This window comes from Streptococcus merionis DSM 19192, assembly GCF_000380085.1.
Classification (GTDB): Bacteria; Bacillota; Bacilli; order Lactobacillales; family Streptococcaceae; genus Streptococcus; species Streptococcus merionis.
The window spans coordinates 48009-63618 of record NZ_KB904544.1; the positions used below are offsets into that span (position 1 = coordinate 48009).

Below are 15610 nucleotides of genomic sequence, written 5' to 3' on the forward strand. Positions count from 1 at the left end.
GCGGTAACTGATTATAGTATAATGAAAGCTGTAAAATAATTATTTTATGAAAGTAGGAACTTTTAATGAGTAAAATCGTTGTTGTTGGTGCAAACCACGCTGGTACTGCCTGTATCAAAACTATGTTGACGAATTATGGTAATGCTAACGAAATCGTTGTTTTCGACCAAAACTCAAATATTTCATTCCTTGGATGTGGTATGGCGCTTTGGATCGGTGAGCAAATTGCTGGCGCAGACGGTCTCTTCTACTCTGATAAGGAAGAGTTGGAATCACTTGGTGCAACAGTATACATGGAATCACCAGTGCAACACATCGACTACAATGCCAAGACAGTTACAGCTCTTGTCAACGGTCAAGAGCATGTTGAATCATACGAGAAATTGATCTTCGCAACTGGTTCACAACCCATTTTGCCTCCGATTAAAGGTGCTGAATTTAAGCCAGGTTCATTGGAGTTTGAATCAACTCTTGAAAACTTGCAATTCGTTAAATTGTATCAAAACTCTGCTGATGTGATTGAGCGTTTGAAAGACAAAGACATCAACAAAGTGGCAGTCGTTGGTGCTGGTTACATCGGTGTTGAGCTTGCTGAAGCTTTCCAACGTAAAGGCAAAGAAGTTATTCTTATTGACGTTTTAGACACATGCTTGGCTGGTTATTATGACCGTGACTTGTCTGACGTGATGGCGAAAAACTTAGAAGAGCATGGCATCCAATTAGCTTTCGGCGAAACGGTGAAAGAAGTAGCTGGTAACGGTAAAGTTGAGAAGATTATCACTGACAAGAACGAATACGATGTTGACATGGTTATCCTTGCAGTAGGTTTCCGTCCGAATACAGCTGTTGCTGGTGAGGGAATTGAGCGTTTCCGTAACGGTGCCTTCCTTGTTAATAAGAAGCAAGAAACATCCATTCCAGGTGTTTACGCAATCGGTGACTGTGCTACGATTTATGATAATGCAACTCGCGATACAAATTATATCGCCCTTGCTTCAAACGCGGTTCGTACTGGTATCGTTGCTGCTCACAATGCTTGTGGTACTGAGCTTGAAGGTATTGGTGTTCAAGGATCAAACGGTATCTCAATCTATGGTCTTAACTTGGTCTCAACTGGTTTGACACTTGAAAAAGCAAACCGTCTTGGCTTCAATGCTGCGGTGACTGAATACACAGACAACCAAAAACCAGAATTTATGGAGCATGGTAACTTCCCAGTTACAATCAAGATCGTCTACGATAAAGACTCACGCCGTATTCTTGGCGCACAAATGGCAGCACGTGAAGATATTTCTATGGGTATCCACATGTTCTCATTGGCTGTCCAAGAAGGTGTGACTATCGAGAAATTGGCATTGACAGACATTTTCTTCTTGCCACACTTTAATAAACCTTACAACTACATCACAATGGCAGCGCTAGGTGCTAAATAAGCTCCTAGGATTGGAGAGTGGGACAAAAATCGGTAATTTCTCAGAAATTCGATTTTGTCGTCCCACCTCCGCACAGTTGAGTAGGGTTCTAAAAGTTGATTTATCAACGTATTAGAGCCCACTCAATCACTGCGTCTTGCAAGGAAATTAGAAAAATAAGCGAGTCTGGGATTACTTTTGTCCCAGACTTTTCTTTTTCGCCTAAATTTTGATACAATATAGAAAAATCTTTTATAGTGTCATTTCACGAGTAATAGTCTAGTGAGCTGGACTGTTTCAGAAGATCATATAGAGCAAGATAGTGATGAGACAAAGAGCTGTAGATTATTCATATTGAAAATTGAAGATAGGAAAACCTGAATTAAAGTTTTCTTACTTGTGAATGCTGCTTCTGACTTTTATCAGAGCAGTAAGATGAGTTAACGAAGTCATAAAAGATAACTTAAAGAATTAGAAACATGAGGAAGTTGTGATGAACCACATCAAGTGTCCGCATTGTGGTACAAGTTTTACCATTAACGAGACGGAATATAGTCAGCTGTTAGCTCAAGTTAGGGGAAATGAATTTGATAAGGAGCTGGACGAACGTTTGGAGCGTGAGGTTGCTCTTTTAGAAGAAAAAGCCAGAAGTGAACAACAGTTGCGTCTATCTGAAAAAGATCAGGAAATTGCTCAGTTGCACAATCAGCTCAGCCAGTTTGAATCTGAAAAACTGTTAGCGATCAAGGAAACGGAGCATAGTCTTAGCCAGCAATTGAGTCAAAAAGAACAGGTACTTCAAGCCTTGCAAAGTCAGATTGACCAATTTGACGCCCAAAAGGAGTTGGTCAAAAAATCGACTGAACAGGTAATGTCTAAACAGTTGGTGGAAAAGGACAGGGAATTGCAGAGCCTGCAAAGCCAGCTGGATCAGTTGCGCTTAGAACACCAGAACGAATTGCAACAGAGCTTGACTCAGGTCGAAAAAGAGCGAGATACTGCAAAAAGTCAGCTCAAACTTCAAAAAACAGAGGAAGAATTGCAGTTGGCAGCTATCCGTAATGACTACGAAGCTCAGCTCAAGGCAGCCAACGAGCAGGTTGAATTCTACAAAAATTTCAAAGCCCAACAATCAACCAAGGCCATCGGAGAGAGCTTGGAGGTTTACGCCGAAACCGAATTTAACAAGGTGCGAGCTTATGCCTTTCCGCGCGCTTATTTTGGTAAGGACAATGAGGTGTCAGGTTCTGGTTCCAAGGGAGATTTTATCTTCCGTGAGGCGGATGAAAATGGTGTGGAATTTATCTCTATCATGTTTGAGATGAAAAATGAAGCAGACACCACCAAGACCAAGCACAAGAATGCTGATTTTTTCAAGGAATTGGACAAGGATCGCAGAGAGAAAAAGTGCGAATATGCTGTGCTAGTCACCATGCTGGAAGCCGACAACGACTACTACAATACGGGCATTGTTGATGTCAGCCACGAGTATGAGAAAATGTATGTGGTTCGTCCCCAGTTCTTTATTCAGCTGATTGGTCTTTTGCGAAATGCTGCGCTAAATAGCTTGGCTTACAAGCAGGAGTTGGCTCTCATCAAAGAACAAAATATTGATATTACCCACTTTGAAGAAGATTTAGAAGTCTTCAAGACAGCCTTTGCCAAGAACTACAATTCTGCCAGCACTAACTTTAAAAAAGCCATTGACGAGATTGATAAGGCGATCAAGCGCATGGAAGAAGTCAAACGTTTCTTGACTACCTCTGAAAATCAACTGCGCCTCGCCAACAACAAACTGGACGATGTGTCCGTCAAAAAGCTGACCCGAAAAAATCCTACTATGAAAGCTAAATTTGAAGCGCTAAAAGATCATTAAGAAGAGGATATTCGTATGAAAATCATTTCCTACCAAAAGGACTATTTGGATGATTGTCTCTCCTTGTATCAAGTCCTCGGTTATCCAGTGGATAAATTATCGCTAGATGACAGGCTAAAAGCTATTCTCAGTCAGGAAGATTACCAGTTAGATTTAGCTATTATTGAGCATCGAGCAGTGGGAATGATTGCTTATGCCAAAATGCCCTTTTTCGAGCGAGATGGCAGCTATCTGCGTATTTTGGCTTTAGCAGTCCATGGTGATTATCAAAGGAGAGGAGTTGGTAATGCTCTGTTAGAACACTTGAAGCAAGTTGCCAGAAAAGAGAATTCCCTAGCACTTGCGGTAAATAGTGGACTCACTGAGGAGCGAAAAGGTGCACACCAATTTTACCTTGCTAATGGTTTTAAACCATCCACTCAGGGATTCGGACGTTACCTCTGATGATCTAAATTTCAAAAAACTCTTTTATCTGTCCTTTATTCTCAGAATTGTACCTATGGTTAAGATAATAGTTTTCGATAATCGAGATAGCTGCCTACATTTCTAAGAAATGCTGATGTTGCTTAGGATAAGCGGGTTTGTTGTGACTATGGCTTTACAGAATTGAAACACTTTGGTGTTTCTTTTTCATTTTCTTTTTGTTACAATAAACCTATGATTTCAGGAATTATTAACCTTAAAAAAGAAGCTGGAATGACCAGCCATGACGCAGTTTTTAAGCTGCGCAAGATTTTGAAAGAAAAGAAAATTGGTCACGGTGGAACCTTGGACCCAGATGTGACAGGTGTTTTGCCTATTGCTGTTGGGAAAGCCACTCGTATGATTGAGTTCATGCAGGAGGAGGGCAAGGTCTACGAGGGAGAGATTACCCTCGGTTTTTCGACCACAACTGAGGATGCTTCAGGTGAAGTGGTTGAAAGGACACCTGTACCTGCTTCGGGGGAAATCACTGAGTCCATGGTGGATGACGCGATGGCTAGCTTTGTTGGTCCAATCACTCAGATTCCACCCATGTACTCAGCGGTCAGGGTCAATGGCCGGAAGCTTTATGACTATGCGCGTGCGGGCGAGGAGGTCACACGTCCTAAGCGTCAGGTGACGATTCATTTTTTTGAACGAACCAGTGAATTGCGGGTCGTAGGAGAGCTCGTGCAATTTGATTTTCGGGTGAAATGTAGCAAGGGAACTTATGTTCGAACACTGTCTGTTGATCTTGGAGCGAAGCTAGGTTACGCCAGCCATATGTCACGGCTGGTAAGAACATCAGCATCTGGGATGGACTTATCGGACAGTGTGACCTTGGACGACATCAAGACCAAGGTGGCTGCGGAAGACTGGTCTTTTCTTTATCCTATTGAAAAGGCTGTTGGTGATCTGCCTCAAGTTGAAGTGACTGCTGAACAAGCGCAGGACATCAGTCATGGACGCTTTATTCCACTAGCAAATCAAGAACAGGTGACCCTAGCAGCATTTTTTGCAGGCAAGTTATTGGCCATTTTAGAAAAACGACAAGAAGAATACAAACCACGTAAGGTCTTTAAGGATTAATCTTGTGGTAGAATGGAAGTTATGAAAGTATATACGATTAAGGATTACCAAAACATCCATCAACAGGAGGAGGTTGTTTTGGTTTTAGGGTACTTTGACGGCTTGCATCTGGGGCATCAGGCCCTTTTTGCTGAGGCGCGCAAACTGGCCAAAGATTTGGATTTGCGAATTGCTGTTCTGACCTTTCCTGAGTCTCCTAAGTTAGCTTTTGCACGCTTTGAACCTGACTTACTCTTGCATCTTAACAGTCCAGAGGATCGCTTGGCTAAGTTTGAGGAAGCTGGTGTTGATGACCTTTATCTGATTGATTTTACAGGAGAATTTGCTAAGACTAAGGCCGATGATTTTATTCAGCAATATGTTCATGGTCTAAAGGCTAAGGCGATTGTGACAGGATTTGATTATCGTTTTGCTAGTGATCAAAAAGATGGCTACTATTTGCAGGAAAAGTTTGACGGACCAGTCGTGGTAGTGCCTGAGTACAGTATTGACGGTGAAAAAGTCTCTTCCAGTCGGATTCGTCAAGCTATTTTGTCCGGTCAGGTGAATGAAGCCAATCGTTTGCTAGGTTACCCTTTTTCTACCAGAGGCATGGTGGTTCACGGGGATGCGCGCGGTCGGACCATCGGATACCCAACAGCCAACCTAGCGCTTTTGGATCGTGTTTATCTTCCTGGTGATGGTGTCTATGTGGTGGACGTTGCGATTGAAGGAAAAATTTACCGTAGCATGGCCAGTATCGGTAAAAACGTTACTTTTGATGGAACGGAGTTACGATTAGAAGTTCACCTGTTTGATTTTGAGGGAGATTTATACGGTCAACTCCTTAGCATTTATTGGCTGGGTAAGATTCGAGACATGGTTAAATTTAACAGTATTGAAGAATTGGTTGATCAATTGCACGCAGATGCTGATAGTGCTAAGAAATGGCAGGCACAAAAATACAGAAAAGTCTAGCAATATGTCTCTAAATATTGTATAATGTGGAAAGTAAGTATAAGGAAAGCGATATGATAACCCTATTTTTATCTCCAAGTTGTACATCCTGTCGAAAGGCTAGAGCTTGGCTAACCAAACACAATGTGCCTTTTAAAGAACATAACATCATGACTAGTCCTTTGACAGCTGATGAACTCAAGCATATTCTGTCCTTAACTGAAAATGGTACAGATGACTTGATTTCGACACGCTCTAAGATTTTTCAAAAACTTAATGTGGAGGTTGATGATCTATCGATTTCGGAGCTCATTAAGCTGATCGAGGAGTATCCTAGTCTCTTGCGCCGTCCCATTCTTCTAGATCCAAAGCGGATGCAGATCGGTTTTAACGAAGATGAAATCAGAGCCTTCCTGCCACGCGATTACCGTAAGCAAGAGTTGAAAAATGCGACCTTGAAAGCTGAAATTGGTTGAGTGTGATTGGGATAAAACATGAGGTATTGATAAGAGAGAATGACAAAGATGGATAAAAATTATTCTTACCCCTTGAATTTTTCATGGAGCACTGATGAAATGGCCTCAGTGCTTTCTTTTTTAAATCAGGTGGAAAAGGCCTATGAAGGCGGAGCTGATAGAAGAGAGATTTTGACCAGCTACAAACGCTTCAAAGAGATTGTTCCAAGCAAGGGCGAGGAGCGCCAGATTGATCGCGACTTTGAAGCAATCAGTGGTTATTCAACCTACAAGGTTGTCCAAGCAGCTAGAAATCAAGAAAAAGGGAGAGTTAAACTTGACAGCTAACCTAGAATTAAGTCAAAAATTTGACTTTGCCAAGTCTCTGGTATGCTCAGCAGTAGCGTTTTTACGAGCTCAGATGGATCAGCCGTTTGAAGTCACTGAGAAAACGGATTTTACTGATTTGGTGACTGATATGGATCAGAAAGTTCAGGATTTTCTCATGTCTGAGATCCTTGCTGTCTATCCAGAAGATCATTTTCTGGCAGAAGAAGGTGACTATAAGCAGGCGATAGGCAGTGGGAAGGTCTGGGTTATCGATCCCATCGATGGGACGGCCAATTTCGTAGCGCAAAAGCAGGATTTTGCTATTGTGGTAGCTTACTATGAGGATGGCATTGGCAAATTTGGTCTGATTTATGATGTCATGGCAGAGCAGTTTTACTATGGTGGCGGGGACTTTGATGTTTTTTGTAATGATGAGCAATTGGTTCCCTATAAAGATAAGCCTTTCAGTCAGTTTCTTCTAGCAATCAATCCAGGCATGTATCATTCCAACCATGGAGGGGTTGCGCATCTGGCTGAGAGAGTTTTGGGAGTAAGGACCTACGGTTCTGCAGCACTATCGAGTGCAAAAGTCCTTACAGGCCAGCTTTTAGGCTATATTTCGCACATCAGTCCTTGGGACTATGCTGCTTCAAAAATTATGGGTGAGCGCTTGGGATATGCGACTGTTACCATTGAAGGAAAACAACCGAATTTTAGGGATCGTGAATTTATTATGATTGTCCCCAAGGTGCGTTTAGCAGAAATTCAGGATATTTTGGAGGGATAATGCATCTACCAGAGAAATTTAAAGAAAAATATGAGAAATTGCTTGGATCAGAAGCCCAAGCTTTTTTGCAGACTTTTGATCAACCAGCTGTGTCTGGATTTCGTGTCAATCCCTTAAAGCAAGTCCAGCAAAAATTTGCTAATCCAATTGCCAATATGCCTTGGTCTTATTACGGAAAAATATCTGGAAAGTCTCTTGCTCATGCGACAGGTCTTGTCTATTCTCAGGAACCAGCGGCTCAAGTGGTTGCTCAGATAGCGAAAGCAGAATCTGGCATGAGAGTTCTAGACTTGGCAGCTGCTCCGGGTGGAAAATCCACTCACTTGCTATCTTATATGAACAATCAAGGTATTTTGGTTTCTAATGAAATTAGCAGAAAACGCAGTAAAATTTTAGTGGAAAATATGGAGCGTTTTGGGGCTCGCAATGCCTTGGTGACGAACGAAACACCTGAGCGTTTGGCTAATGTTTTTCCGGCTTATTTTGACTTGATTGTTCTTGATGCGCCGTGTTCTGGCGAGGGGATGTTCCGAAAGGATCCAGAGGCGATGCAGTACTGGTCGGAAACTTACCCGACTGAATGTGCCCGTCTTCAGCGAGAGATTCTGGTTGAGGCTTTGAAAATGTTGAAAGCTGGAGGTAGTCTTATCTACTCGACCTGTACCTGGGCTCCTGAGGAAAACGAAGAAGTGGTCAAATGGCTTCTAAAAGAGTATCCTTATTTAGAACTCATTCCTATCGCAAAATTTAACGGTATGCAAGCAGGTATTGACCAGCCTGAGACAGCTCGAATCTACCCGCATCATTTTCAAGGCGAAGGCCAATTTATTGCTAAATTAAAGGACACCCGTCCTTCTGAAAAGTCTGTGAAAATCCGTTCTGGCAAGACCAACCTGAGCCGTGAACAACTCTCTTATTGGCAGGATTTTGCGGGAAAGCACTTGACCATTTCACTATCTGGGCTGTTCCAAGTTTTTGGTGATCAACTCTATCTCCTGCCAGAAGGATTACCTGACCTAGCCAAGGTCAAGATTGCTCGAAATGGCCTTCACCTAGGAACGTTTAAAACCAAGCGTTTCGAGCCGAGTTTTGCATTAGGGATGGCTCTGAAGTCAGATGAAGTTAAAAAAAGCATTGCTTTAGATGATGAGCAGGCGCTTCAATACCTTTCTGGTCACACGATTTCGCTCACAATCGATAGGCCAAATGGCTGGTATCAAGTTCTCGCTCAGGGCAACGGGCTAGGCTTTGCCAAATGGGTTAACGGTACTTTAAAAAATTACTATCCTAAAGGACTACGATTGAAATAAACTGCTTTGCAAATACACCTAACTATGATATAGTGGAAATGGGGAAATTTGTGTAAAATCCATGTGATTTTTCTGTAAATAACCTCTCCATGAATCAGTTAAACACGGGCTAAAATGCTCGGTAAAACCTGCGAATTTCCTTGAGACCTAAAACTCATCGTATTTCGCCTGTTCTCCAAGGTATTTATCGATGCCTTTTTATCCTATATCGTAAGGAGATATTGAAAATGAAACACAAATGGAGCCGAATACTCCTAGCAGCTGTAGCCACTGTTAGTCTATCGGGCTGTGCCAGCTGGATTGACAAGGGAGAGTCCATAACAGCCGTTGGCTCGACTGCCTTGCAGCCGCTCGTTGAAGCAGCAGCCCATGAGTTCGGATTAGAAAATCTCGGTAAAACGATCAACGTCCAAGGCGGTGGCTCTGGTACTGGTCTATCACAAGTGCAGTCTGGTGCAGTTCAAATTGGCAATAGCGATCTTTTTGCGGAAGAAAAAGATGGAATTGACGCTAGTGTCCTTGTGGATCATCAGGTAGCTGTTGCGGGTCTAGCAGTTATCGTGAACAGTAAAGTTAAAGTTGACGATGTCTCAACAGAAGAATTGCGTCAGATTTTCAGTGGTGAAATCACCAACTGGAAGGAGCTTGGTGGACAAGATTTAGAAATTTCTTTGATTAACCGCGCCGCTAGTTCTGGCTCTCGTGCAACCTTTGATAGCACAATCATGAACGGTGTAGCAGCCAAGCAGAGTCAAGAACAGGATTCCAACGGGATGGTCAAATCGATCGTTGCCCAGACCCCAGGTGCGATTTCCTACTTAGCTTTTGCTTATGTTGACGACTCTGTTAAGTCCCTTAAGTTAAATGGTTTTGAAGCAACAGCCGAAAATGTCACGACCAATAACTGGCCAATCTGGTCTTATGAGCACATGTATACCAAGGGTGAGCCGACTGAGTTGACCAAGGAATTTATGGAGTATATGATGAGCAAAGAAGTACAAGAAGGTGTTGTCCCAACTATTGGCTATATCTCCATTAATGACATGCAAGTGAGCAAAGATGCTCAGGGCAATGTGACACCGAAATCAAATAAGGAGTAGAGATGAAAAATCAGGAATTAGCGAAAAAATTGATGGCTCCGTCAAAAAACTCTCGCTTGGAAAAATTTGGGAAAACCATAACCTTTGCTTGTCTAGCTCTGATTGTCTTTATCGTAGCGATGATTTTGATCTTCGTTGCTCAAAAAGGTCTTTCAACTTTCTTTGTGAACAAGGTTAACCCATTTGAGTTCCTTTTTGGAAAAACGTGGCAACCAAGTGTTAAGGATGCAAATGGGAATCCCTATCTAGGGGCTCTTCCCATGATTATGGGCTCCTTCATTGTAACGATTTTATCAGCAGTGGTTGCAACCCCCTTTGCGATTGGTGCAGCAGTCTTTATGACGGAAGTATCGCCTAAGTACGGTAAGAAAATTTTGCAGCCCGTTATCGAACTCTTGGTCGGTATTCCATCTGTTGTTTATGGGTTTATTGGTCTTCAGGTGATTGTTCCTTTTGTCCGTTCGATTTTTGGTGGGACAGGTTTTGGGATCCTATCAGGGGTATTTGTTCTCTTTGTCATGATTTTACCAACAGTGACTTTTATGACGGTAGATAGTTTGCGAGCTGTGCCGCGTCACTATAAGGAAGCCAGTCTGGCTATGGGGGCAACGCGTTGGCAAACCATTTGGCGTGTTGTCTTAAATGCAGCTCGTCCAGGAATTTTCACGGCAGTTATCTTTGGCATGGCTCGTGCCTTCGGTGAGGCTTTGGCGATCCAGATGGTTGTCGGTAACTCAGCTGTGATCCCAACCTCTCTCACAACACCAGCTGCGACCTTAACGTCAGTTCTGACTATGGGAATTGGTAACACAGTTATGGGAACGGTTCAGAATAATGTTCTCTGGTCATTGGCTCTCGTCTTGTTAGTTATGAGTTTAGCCTTTAATATGGCAATGAAAGTCATCACACGTGAAAGGAAGAAAAACTATGCACGCTAAGAAAGTGGATAAATTAGCGACAGGGATTTTGTATACGATTGCTGGAATTATTGTAGTAATCTTAGCTTCCCTCATCCTTTTCATCCTAGGTAGAGGAATACCACACATCAGCTGGTCTTTCTTGACCAGTCAATCTTCTTCTTATCAAGCAGGTGGTGGTATTGGGATTCAACTTTACAATTCGTTCTTCCTTCTGGTTGTGACCTTAATTATCTCTGTTCCAATTTCGATGGGAGCAGGGATTTACCTATCTGAGTACGCTAAAAAAGGGCGTTTGACAAATTTCGTTAGAACATGTATTGAAATTTTGTCTTCCTTACCATCTGTTGTGGTTGGTCTCTTTGGTTACTTGATTTTCGTTGTTCAGTTTCAGTATGGCTTTTCAATCATTTCAGGTGCCTTGGCTTTGACGGTATTTAATTTGCCACAAATGACTCGAACCGTAGAAGACAGCCTGCGAAATGTTCATCATACACAACGAGAAGCAGGATTAGCTCTGGGGCTTTCTCGCTGGGAAACCATTATTCATGTGGTTATTCCTGAGGCGCTTCCTGGCATTGTGACAGGTATCGTTTTAGCATCTGGGCGTATCTTTGGTGAAGCAGCTGCTCTAATCTATACCGCTGGACAATCAGCGCCTGCACTTGATTGGTCCAACTGGAATATCTTTAGTGTGACCAGCCCGATTTCAATTTTCCGTCAGGCAGAAACCTTGGCAGTACACATCTGGAAGGTCAATAGTGAAGGGACTATTCCTGATGCGGTACAGGTATCAGCTGGTAGTGCGGCTGTGCTGCTAATCTTTATCTTGATTTTCAACCTGTCTGCACGCTACATCGGACAAACACTCTATAAGAAATTGACCTCAGCAGAATAAAGTCATTTGACAAATCTATCGGGATAAAATGCAGTTCTGGGATTTTAAAACTCAAAAAGGATATCATTATCTGACTTTAGTCCATTACGAATGTGACTAGCTTCAGGTTGAAGCCTTCCTAGAGTGTTTAAACGCTTTGTCAGATTTCCAGTCGCTTTTTATCGCCCTCATATCTTATAGAATTGAATTCGGGCAAAAATCCTAGAGAAAGTTCAAACCCTTCCTTAAGTCTTTAGACTTGTCGTCTGTCTTTTCATTTTTCTACGGATTTCTCAACGCCCCCATATCTTAGTTTAGGAGTACTAATGGCCGAATATAATTGGAATGAACGCCATATCATCACTTTTCCACAAGAAGTTGTTGCCCTTGAAACAAAAGACCTCCATGTCCATTACGGGAATAAGGAGGCTATCAAGGGAATTGATATGCAGTTTGAAAAAAATAAAATCACAGCCTTGATTGGTCCGTCTGGCTGTGGAAAATCAACCTATCTTCGCAGTCTTAATCGGATGAATGATACGATTGATATTGCAAAGGTTACTGGTGAAATTTTGTACGAAGGCATTGATGTTAACCGTGCCGATATGAATGTCTACGAGATTCGCAAGCATATTGGTATGGTTTTCCAACGCCCCAACCCATTTGCCAAATCAATCTATAATAACATCACCTTTGCTCATGAGAGTTCAGGCGTCAAGGATAAGAAAGTCTTAGATGAGATTGTTGAGACATCTCTCAAGCAAGCCGCTCTCTGGGATCAGGTTAAAGATGACCTTCACAAATCTGCTTTCACACTCTCAGGCGGTCAGCAGCAGCGTCTCTGCATTGCGCGTGCCATCTCAGTGAAGCCAGACATTTTACTCATGGACGAACCTGCCTCAGCCCTTGATCCGATTGCTACAATGCAACTGGAAGAGACGATGATGGAGCTTAAGGAAAACTACACGATCATTATCGTAACGCATAATATGCAACAAGCAGCGCGTGCCAGTGACTACACCGCTTTCTTCTATCTTGGCGACTTGATTGAATACGATAAAACCAAGAAAATTTTCCAAGATGCGCAATGCCAATCCACCATGGATTATGTGACCGGTCGTTTTGGATAGAAAGGGATCAACATGTCAGAACCAATTTTAAGTGTCAAAGACCTGTCAGTCTATTACAAAAAGAAAAAAGCTTTGGACAGTGTTTCAGTGGATTTTTTACCAAATGAAATCACAGCCCTGATCGGTCCATCTGGATCTGGGAAATCTACTCTGTTGCGTTCCATCAATCGCATGAATGACCTCAATCCAGAAGTTACCCTCACAGGTTCGGTGTCCTATAATGGTCAGAATATTTATAGCCCTAGGACGGATACCGTTGATCTCCGTAAGGAAATCGGCATGGTCTTTCAACAGCCCAATCCTTTTCTCATGTCTATTTATGAAAATGTGGTTTATGGTCTGCGTATCAAGGGTATCAAGGACAAGACGGTCTTAGATGAAGCTGTTGAGCGATCCCTTCGTGGAGCTTCAATCTGGGATGAGGTCAAGGATCGTCTGGACGATTCAGCAGTAGGCCTTTCAGGTGGCCAGCAACAACGGGTCTGCGTGGCTCGTGTACTAGCAACCAGCCCTAAAATTATCCTCTTGGATGAGCCAACATCTGCTCTTGACCCTATTTCGGCAGGGAAAATTGAAGAGACCCTTTTTGAGCTCAAAAAAGACTATACCTTGCTCTTGGTGACACGCTCCATGCAGCAAGCATCGCGTATTTCTGACCGCACTGGATTCTTCCTTGATGGGAAACTCATTGAATTTGGTCAGACTAAAGAAATGTTCCTGAATCCTCAGCATAAGGAAACGGAAGATTACATTACGGGTAAATTTGGTTAATAGATTTATAGCTGATGCCATCCATATTAAAAAACGTTACAGGGCATTTATTATTGTCCAACTCAGAAGGAGAACAATATGCTAAGAGCACAATTTGAAGAAGAATTAGAAAAACTGCATAACCAATTTTATGCCATGGGGACTGAGGTTTTGGCACAGATCAATAAGACAGTGCGCGCTTTTGTCAGCCACGACCGTGAATTGGCTCAAGAAGTGATTGCTGGTGATGAAGCTGTCAACAATTATGAGCTGAAGCTAGAAAAAAAATCGCTTGAGATTATTGCTTTGCAACAACCCGTTGCTAACGACTTGCGTACGGTTATCACAGTTCTGAAAGCTTCAAGTGATGTGGAGCGCATGGGAGACCATGCTCAGTCAATTGCACAGGCCACTATTCGTATGAAAGGTGAAACACGCCTTAAAGATGTTGAAGAAGAAATCAGCAAGATGGGGCGCCTTGTCAAACACATGGTGGAAGATACGATGCTGGCTTATATTAAGGGTGATGAGGAAAAGGCTCGTGAAATTGCAGCTTCTGACACCAAAGTAGATGAGATGTATGAAGCGATTCAGGCTTTGACCATTGAGCAAATTAAGGAGCAACCAGAAGCCATCGTAGCCGGTAAAGATTACTTCCAAGTGCTAACTTATCTAGAACGTATCGGTGATTACGCTACCAATATTTGTGAGTGGGTAGTCTTTCTTAAAACCGGTAAGATTATTGAGTTGTAATAAAAAAGTGATTTTCAGGACTACTGAAAATCACTTTTTTATTATCCTCACACATGACTCACAATGAGCGCCATCTTACCTTTAAATTGCCATGCTTTCACTGTATTGGGCAGGATGAAATGCGCGCCTTTTTCAAGTGGATAGACCGTATCATTAATGACAAGGCTACCTTGACCGTCGATAACTGAAATCAGTAGATAAGGCGCGGTTTGCTCTACAGAAATGGAGCCTGAAATCTCCCATTTTTCAACGGTAAAGAAGGGATTCGCGACCAAAGTAGTTAGTGCGAGATTTTCCAATTTCACCATACTTGGTGCGCTATTTTGTGGCTGGCCAATCGTCAGGACATCTAGCGATTGCTGGATATGAAGCGGGCGCAACTGTCCTGAGTCATCCCTGCGGTCAAAATCATAAACCCGATAAGTCGTATCGCTTGATTGCTGGGTTTCTAAAATTAAGATGCCCGGTCCAATAGCGTGAAGCGTACCGCTCGGCACATAGAAGAAGTCACCGGTTTTAACGGGAACGCGCGTGAGGAGCTTATCCCAGTTGCCGCTGTTAATCCAGTCCACTAGCTCCTCTCGCGATGTAGCTTCATGTCCGTAGATAATTTCAGCACCAGGCTCAGCGTCCAAAATATACCAGCACTCGGTCTTGCCAAGCTCTCCTTCGTGAGCCATTCCATAGGTATCATCTGGATGAACTTGAACACTGAGCCAATCGTTGGCATCTAATATTTTGGTTAGGAGGGGAAAGACAGAGCTGTCAGGATTGCCAAATAAATCAGGCTCATCTCGATACAGCTGATCTAAGGTCAGGCCACTCCAGTCGCCGTTGGTGACTGTCGATGGCCCATTGGGGTGGGCAGAAATAGCCCAGTACTCTCCTGTATGATCACTTGGAAGGTCATAACCAAAGTGAGTGTTAAGACGAACTCCGCCCCAAATTTTTTCATGCATGGTTGAGGTCAAAAATAAAGGTTCAGCTGTCATTCGGAAACCAACTTTCTAATACGATTTCTAGCAATCAGTATTCACACGCAAAATGCCTGATTTTTTGATGATCAAGCCAGTTTTCACAGTGAATACTGGTTGTTCTTGTTACCATCATATCATAAGAAGGCGAATTAGGAAACTGTGAATACAGGATTTAAAAATTTTGTTTATAGTCATTAAGTTTTAAAATAGTCTTCAAAACATTCGGAAATGCTAGAGAGTTTTCTTAACAGCTCTGTTATATGGTACTTCAAAACTGCCCAAGTTTGTTCAATTGGGTTTAGTTCAGGGGAATAAGGTGGTAGTGGCAAAAAATAGTGATGATGTTGAATACCAATGTTATCCAGTCTGGATTTGGGATGAAAGGAAGCATTATCCATAATCACAAGATGAGGTTCCCTTAGGCTAGGGATCAACTGTTGCTCAAACCA

At 42.6% G+C, this 15610-nt stretch carries 17 protein-coding genes; 15 read left to right on the forward strand and 2 right to left on the reverse strand.

What is annotated here, in order from left to right:
- Positions 1 to 65 precede the first annotated feature (65 nt).
- The 15 genes from nox to phoU all read left to right on the forward strand — a co-directional run bounded on the left by nox (position 66) and on the right by phoU (position 14184).
- On the forward strand, positions 66 to 1433 hold the full coding sequence (gene nox / locus A3I5_RS0105035; RefSeq protein ID WP_018373536.1) for a H2O-forming NADH oxidase: 1368 nt from the start codon (positions 66 to 68) through the stop codon (positions 1431 to 1433).
- Between the two features lie 472 nt (positions 1434 to 1905).
- Positions 1906 to 3288 carry a DUF2130 domain-containing protein gene (locus tag A3I5_RS0105040; RefSeq protein WP_018373537.1) on the forward strand — a complete coding sequence of 461 codons (1383 nt, stop codon included), beginning with the start codon at positions 1906 to 1908 and terminating at the stop codon, positions 3286 to 3288.
- A gap of 15 nt (positions 3289 to 3303) precedes the next feature.
- Positions 3304 to 3732 carry a GNAT family N-acetyltransferase gene (locus tag A3I5_RS0105045; RefSeq protein ID WP_018373538.1) on the forward strand — a complete coding sequence of 143 codons (429 nt, stop codon included), beginning with the start codon at positions 3304 to 3306 and terminating at the stop codon, positions 3730 to 3732.
- A gap of 216 nt (positions 3733 to 3948) precedes the next feature.
- Entirely contained in the window at positions 3949 to 4839 is an 891-nt protein-coding gene (gene truB, locus A3I5_RS0105050) for a tRNA pseudouridine(55) synthase TruB (RefSeq protein WP_026216936.1), read from the forward strand.
- Between the two features lie 21 nt (positions 4840 to 4860).
- Positions 4861 to 5796 carry a bifunctional riboflavin kinase/FAD synthetase gene (locus A3I5_RS0105055; protein WP_026216937.1) on the forward strand — a complete coding sequence of 312 codons (936 nt, stop codon included), beginning with the start codon at positions 4861 to 4863 and terminating at the stop codon, positions 5794 to 5796.
- 53 nt (positions 5797 to 5849) lie between these two features.
- The gene (locus A3I5_RS0105060) at positions 5850 to 6251 is read left to right on the forward strand and encodes a Spx/MgsR family RNA polymerase-binding regulatory protein (protein WP_026216938.1); all 402 of its coding nucleotides are present in this window, start codon (positions 5850 to 5852) and stop codon (positions 6249 to 6251) included.
- 48 nt (positions 6252 to 6299) lie between these two features.
- Positions 6300 to 6578 (forward strand): UPF0223 family protein, encoded by a 279-nt coding sequence (locus A3I5_RS0105065; protein ID WP_026216939.1) that lies wholly within the window; start codon positions 6300 to 6302, stop codon positions 6576 to 6578.
- Positions 6568 to 7347, forward strand: coding sequence for an inositol monophosphatase family protein (locus A3I5_RS0105070; RefSeq protein ID WP_018373543.1), 780 nt, complete (start codon positions 6568 to 6570; stop codon positions 7345 to 7347). The genes A3I5_RS0105065 and A3I5_RS0105070 overlap by 11 nt, the downstream gene beginning before the upstream one ends.
- On the forward strand, positions 7347 to 8657 hold the full coding sequence (locus tag A3I5_RS0105075; protein ID WP_018373544.1) for an RsmF rRNA methyltransferase first C-terminal domain-containing protein: 1311 nt from the start codon (positions 7347 to 7349) through the stop codon (positions 8655 to 8657). Before A3I5_RS0105070 ends, A3I5_RS0105075 begins: the two co-directional genes overlap by 1 nt.
- 221 nt (positions 8658 to 8878) lie before the next feature.
- On the forward strand, positions 8879 to 9757 hold the full coding sequence (locus A3I5_RS0105080) for a phosphate ABC transporter substrate-binding protein PstS family protein (protein WP_083903304.1): 879 nt from the start codon (positions 8879 to 8881) through the stop codon (positions 9755 to 9757).
- A 2-nt stretch (positions 9758 to 9759) separates the two neighbouring features.
- Entirely contained in the window at positions 9760 to 10695 is a 936-nt protein-coding gene (gene pstC, locus A3I5_RS0105085; protein ID WP_018373546.1) for a phosphate ABC transporter permease subunit PstC, read from the forward strand.
- A complete protein-coding gene (gene pstA, locus A3I5_RS0105090; RefSeq protein WP_018373547.1) occupies positions 10685 to 11572 on the forward strand; it encodes a phosphate ABC transporter permease PstA in 888 nt (295 codons plus the stop codon). Before pstC ends, pstA begins: the two co-directional genes overlap by 11 nt.
- Positions 11573 to 11877: 305 nt before the next feature.
- The gene (pstB, locus tag A3I5_RS0105095; RefSeq protein ID WP_018373548.1) at positions 11878 to 12681 is read left to right on the forward strand and encodes a phosphate ABC transporter ATP-binding protein PstB; all 804 of its coding nucleotides are present in this window, start codon (positions 11878 to 11880) and stop codon (positions 12679 to 12681) included.
- A 12-nt stretch (positions 12682 to 12693) separates the two neighbouring features.
- Positions 12694 to 13452: a phosphate ABC transporter ATP-binding protein PstB gene (gene pstB / locus A3I5_RS0105100; RefSeq protein WP_018373549.1), complete on the forward strand. Its 759-nt coding sequence runs from the start codon at positions 12694 to 12696 to the stop codon at positions 13450 to 13452.
- Positions 13453 to 13530: 78 nt separating this feature from the next.
- On the forward strand, positions 13531 to 14184 hold the full coding sequence (phoU, locus tag A3I5_RS0105105) for a phosphate signaling complex protein PhoU (RefSeq protein ID WP_018373550.1): 654 nt from the start codon (positions 13531 to 13533) through the stop codon (positions 14182 to 14184).
- 47 nt (positions 14185 to 14231) lie between these two features.
- Here the strand turns inward: phoU and manA are convergent, their stop codons facing one another.
- Complete coding sequence (gene manA / locus A3I5_RS0105110; protein ID WP_018373551.1) at positions 14232 to 15176, reverse strand: mannose-6-phosphate isomerase, class I; 945 nt, start codon at positions 15174 to 15176, stop codon at positions 14232 to 14234.
- Positions 15177 to 15355: 179 nt separating this feature from the next.
- Positions 15356 to 15610 (reverse strand): transposase (locus tag A3I5_RS12260; RefSeq protein WP_018373428.1); only part of this gene is annotated, 255 nt, incomplete at its 5' end.